The sequence below is a fragment of the Polaromonas sp. genome, from assembly GCF_012927415.1.
Lineage (GTDB): Bacteria > Pseudomonadota > Gammaproteobacteria > Burkholderiales > Burkholderiaceae_C > Polaromonas.
Genome location: NZ_JABBPF010000003.1, coordinates 1 through 4,056 on the forward strand (window position 1 = coordinate 1; position 4,056 = coordinate 4,056).

General features: G+C 54.1%; 2 protein-coding genes and 1 tRNA gene. All 3 read right to left on the reverse strand.

Annotated features, from left to right (window positions below; all coding sequences use genetic code 11):
* Positions 1-86: 86 nt before the first annotated feature.
* Positions 87-162: transfer RNA gene (locus tag HHJ19_RS00030), tRNA-Gly, on the reverse strand.
* A gap of 60 nt (positions 163-222) precedes the next feature.
* The gene (gene lon / locus HHJ19_RS00035; RefSeq protein WP_296902984.1) at positions 223-2,652 is read right to left on the reverse strand and encodes an endopeptidase La; all 2,430 of its coding nucleotides are present in this window, start codon (positions 2,650-2,652) and stop codon (positions 223-225) included.
* Positions 2,653-2,788: 136 nt separating this feature from the next.
* Positions 2,789-4,054, reverse strand: a complete 1,266-nt coding sequence (gene clpX / locus HHJ19_RS00040) for an ATP-dependent Clp protease ATP-binding subunit ClpX (protein WP_296902986.1) — start codon at positions 4,052-4,054, stop codon at positions 2,789-2,791.
* Between the last annotated feature and the right edge of the window lie 2 nt (positions 4,055-4,056).

A 4,056-nucleotide genomic window follows, 5' to 3' on the forward strand; every position in this document is an offset into this window, starting at 1 on the left:
GGTACATAACCGCTTTGTTTCCGCGCCCTCTTTCTTCACTGATTCCAACAAAAAAGGGCAGCATTTTGAAGTGCTGCCCTTTGAATTGGAGCGGGAAAAGAGGCTCGAACTCTCGACCTCAACCTTGGCAAGGTTGCGCTCTACCAACTGAGCTACTCCCGCGAATCAACCCAAATTATAGCGTGGTTTTTTGTGCTTTTCGTCAACGTCAAAGAAGTTTGCTTAATGCTTCACCGCATCAACGACTTGCGCAGGCGCTGTCGCACTGGCGGCGGCAATCAATGCAACCTCTTCATCAGTCAACGGGATCGGCTGCCGCTCCAGAGCAACCTGCAACACCTGATCAATCCACTTCACGGGAACAATCTCAAGGCCTGCCTTCACGTTGTCCGGAATCTCCTGCAGATCCTTGGCATTATCCTGAGGGATAAGCACGGTCTTGATGCCACCCCGTAAGGCAGCCAGCAGTTTTTCCTTCAACCCCCCGATCGCGGTTATCTCGCCGCGAAGGGTAATTTCGCCAGTCATGGCAACGTCGCCGCGTACTGGAATACCGGTCAATGCAGACACAAACGCAGTCGCCATCGCTGCACCGGCACTCGGCCCATCCTTGGGTGTTGCGCCGTCGGGTACATGAATGTGAATATCACGCTTTTCAAACATTTCATCCTTGATACCCAAAGCCTTTGCGCGGCTGCGAATTACCGTACGCGCAGCCTCGACAGACTCCTTCATGACATCGCCCAGCATGCCCGTTCGTGTAATCACGCCTTTGCCGGGCATGACCGCCGCCTCAATCGTCAGCAGGTCGCCGCCGACTTCGGTCCATGCCAGACCGACGACCTGCCCCACTTGATTTTGCTGCTCTGCACGGCCGTAATCAAACTTCCGGACACCGAGAAAATCGTTGAGGTTATCGGGTGTGACCAATACTTTGGGTGTCATCTTCTTGAGCTGAATACCCTTGACAACCTTGCGGCAGATCTTGGAAAGTTCCCGCTCAAGCGAACGGACACCCGCCTCACGGGTGTAGTAACGAACGATGTCGCGCACAGCCTGTTCCTGCACCTGCAGTTCCTCATCCTTCACGCCATTGTTTTTAAGCTGCTTAGGCAACAGGTAACGCATGGCAATGCTGGTTTTCTCGTCTTCGGTATAGCCTGAAAGCCGTATCACTTCCATTCGATCCAGCAGCGCCGGAGGAATATTCATTGAGTTGGACGTTGCAACAAACATAACGTCGCTCAAATCGAAATCCACCTCAACGTAGTGGTCACCAAACGTATGGTTCTGCTCCGGGTCGAGCACCTCCAGCAACGCACTTGATGGATCACCGCGAAAATCAGTTCCCAGCTTGTCAATCTCGTCCAGCAAAAACAGCGGATTGCGCGTGCCGGCCTTGCTAAGATTTTGCAATACCTTACCTGGCAAGGCGCCGATATAAGTTCGGCGGTGGCCCCGAATTTCGGCCTCGTCACGCATGCCACCCAAAGCCATGCGCACATATTTGCGACCGGTCGCTTTGGCAATGGACTGTCCAAGTGAAGTTTTGCCGACACCTGGAGGGCCAACCAGGCAAAGAATCGGGGCTTTGAGCTTGTCGACACGCTGCTGTACCGCGAGATACTCCACAATACGGTCCTTGACTTTTTCAAGGCCGTAATGGTCTTCGTTGAGAACTGCTTCAGCATTGACCAGATCGTGCTTGATCTTGGTCTTTTTACTCCACGGCAAGCCGAGCAACACTTCAATATAGCTGCGAACCACCGTCGCTTCAGCTGACATGGGCGACATCAGCTTCAGCTTCTTGAGTTCACTGTCGGCCTTTTTACGGGCTTCCAGCGGCATTTTCGCAAGCTTGATCTTCTTTTCAATCTCATCAATGTCCGCGCCTTCCTCGCCTTCACCCAATTCCTTCTGGATGGCCTTTACCTGTTCATTGAGGTAAAAGTCGCGCTGGTTCTTTTCCATCTGGCGTTTCACGCGGCCACGAATCTTTTTATCCACATTGAGTATGTCAACCTCGCGCTCAAGCTGCTCATACAGATTCTCGAGCCGGCCCTTGACATTGTCCAGATCCAGGATTGCCTGCTTTGCGTCCAGCTTCAGCGGCAAATGTGCCGCTATGGTGTCCGCTAGGCGGCCCGCGTCGTCGATGCTGGAAATCGATGTCAGTATTTCCGGCGGTATCTTCTTGTTCAGCTTGACGTAATGATCGAACTGCTGCATCACCGCACGGCGCAGGGCTTCAACTTCACTGCCCTTGTCGCCTGCAACAGCCGTCTGGGGTTCAACCGGCGTCACATTGGCACTGAAGTGATGCTCGCCTTCTTCGATTTTGTTGACTTTCGCGCGTTGCTGCCCCTCGACTAGCACCTTGACCGTCCCGTCAGGCAGTTTTAGCAGTTGTAAGATAGTCGCAATGCATCCCACTTCAAACATATCCTCTACCGAAGGCTCGTCTTTGGCGGCGGCTTTCTGAGCCACCAGCATGATGCGGCGCTCCGCCTCCATGGCAGACTCAAGCGCCTTGATGCTCTTGGGACGACCCACGAAAAGCGGAATCACCATATGCGGAAACACGACCACGTCCCGCAGTGGCAACAGGGGCAAATCGACGGGCTGGGGAGGAAGGAAAGTTTGTCCGGACATATAAACCTTAAACCTTAAACCTTGAACGCAAGGCAAAACGCGAACACCCGTTTCGGGGGCAAGCGGAGCAGTATCAACTCAGAAATGGGTACAAGGGTAGCCTTTTCAAGGCGTGCACCCCTGCAGCGCCAGCGGCTCAAGCTTTCTTGGCGGCTTCCCGGTAGACCAAGAGTGGCGGCTTGTTTTCTTCAATCGTGGATTCGTCTACCACCACTTTGTCGACATTGCTGGTGGTCGGCAAATCGAACATGGTGTCAATCAACGACTGCTCCAGAATGGAGCGCAGCCCGCGTGCACCCGTTTTGCGGGCCAGCGCCTTGCGGGCGATGGCTTTCAGGGCGGAAGGCCGAATTTCCAGATCCACACCTTCCATGGCGAGCAGTTTGCTGAACTGCTTGACCACGGCATTCTTCGGCTCGGTCAGGATTTGAACCAGTGCGTCCTCGCTGAGCTCGGCCAGGGTCGCAATCACCGGCATACGACCTACCAGTTCGGGAATCAGGCCGAACTTGATCAGATCTTCGGGCTCGACATCCTTGAATGCTTCCGTAAGACTGCGCGACTTTTTGCTTTTAACGGCAGCACCAAAACCGATTCCCGAAGCTTCGGTCCGGTTTTCGATGACCTTTTCCAGCCCGGAAAAAGCCCCCCCGCAAATGAACAGGATGTTGGTGGTATCGACCTGCAGAAAATCCTGATTCGGATGCTTGCGACCACCTTGCGGCGGCACTGAGGCCATTGTTCCTTCCATCAGTTTGAGCAGTGCCTGCTGCACCCCTTCGCCAGAAACGTCGCGTGTGATGGAAGGATTGTCAGACTTTCGCGAAATCTTGTCGATCTCGTCGATGTAAACGATTCCCTGCTGGGCGCGATCGACTTCGTAATTGCAACTCTGCAGCAGCTTTTGAATAATGTTTTCGACGTCTTCACCCACATATCCGGCCTCTGTCAGGGTGGTGGCATCGGCCATGACAAAGGGTACGTTGAGCGTTCGGGCCAGCGTTTGAGCCAGCAACGTTTTTCCAGAACCGGTAGGGCCGATCAGCAATATATTGCTCTTGGTCAGCTCCACGTCGTCCTTTTTGGCAATTTCCTTGTGGCGCAAGCGTTTGTAGTGGTTGTACACAGCCACCGCCAGCGTGCGCTTGGCCGGTTCCTGCCCAATGACATAGCCGTCCAGCGTGGCCTTGATCTCTGACGGAGTAGGCAGATCACCGCGCGTCTCGCGCACGTCGGCGCCAGCGGGAAGTTCGTCGCGAATGATTTCGTTGCAAAGATCTATGCACTCATCACAGACAAAGACAGACGGGCCAGCAATGAGTTTTTTGACTTCGTGCTGGCTTTTACCGCAAAACGAGCAGTACAGCGTCTTCTCGCCGGTGGAGCCTTTTTTCTCGGCCATTG

Coding starts and splice junctions, on each gene's coding strand:
- clpX (WP_296902986.1), bottom strand. CDS start 4,054: ATGGCCGAGAAAAAAGGCTCCACCGGCGAGAAGACGCTGTACTGCTCG.
- lon (WP_296902984.1), bottom strand. CDS start 2,652: ATGTCCGGACAAACTTTCCTTCCTCCCCAGCCCGTCGATTTGCCCCTG.